The sequence below is a fragment of the Vibrio sp. 1078-1 genome, from assembly GCF_033340475.1.
The window spans coordinates 1-536 of record NZ_JAWOWM010000803.1 but is presented as its reverse complement, the minus strand read 5'-3'; the positions used below and the strand labels follow the sequence as shown (position 1 = coordinate 536).

The 536-nt window shown below is 27.4% G+C and carries 1 pseudogene; it reads right to left on the bottom strand.

The window, feature by feature from the left end:
• Positions 1-289, bottom strand: a pseudogene (locus R7190_RS30155) (DNAase); the annotation flags it as partial.
• Positions 290-536: the final 247 nt, after the last annotated feature.

The window sequence follows — 536 nt, the reverse complement described above, 5'->3', positions numbered from 1 at the left end:
TAATATATAAACCACCTTGATTATTTATAGGTAATAGAGGGTTTAATATTTTTTTTTGAAATGAGAAATAAATAGAAGCCAATTTTATTAACTTTTCATGCCGTTCTACTTTTGAGTCAATATCGAATTGTTTTAACTCCACAAGATCTTGGTATACATGCCCTTCATATATATTGTTCGGACACTCAAATGACAATACTAAGTCATTTATTTGGAATACATTATGTAGCAAGTTTGAAAAATCTGGTTTTCCTCGAAATCCATCTTTAAAAATTTTAATAAGGCTCATATTTCTAACTCTTGTTCTTTAAATATGCATCAATATATTTTAAACGTTTACTAGCTATATTAGTACCAGACACTCTGCTAACAAATTAGTATTTTTCATGCCGACTTGTTAAAAACAATGAAAATTTATACATAATATTCCATGAATTATATAATAAAAACGGACAACGAGAATAATACTCCCCCTCAAGGTGCATTCAAACTTAACAACCAGAATTATAGAAGTAACATAGCAATATATATTACTA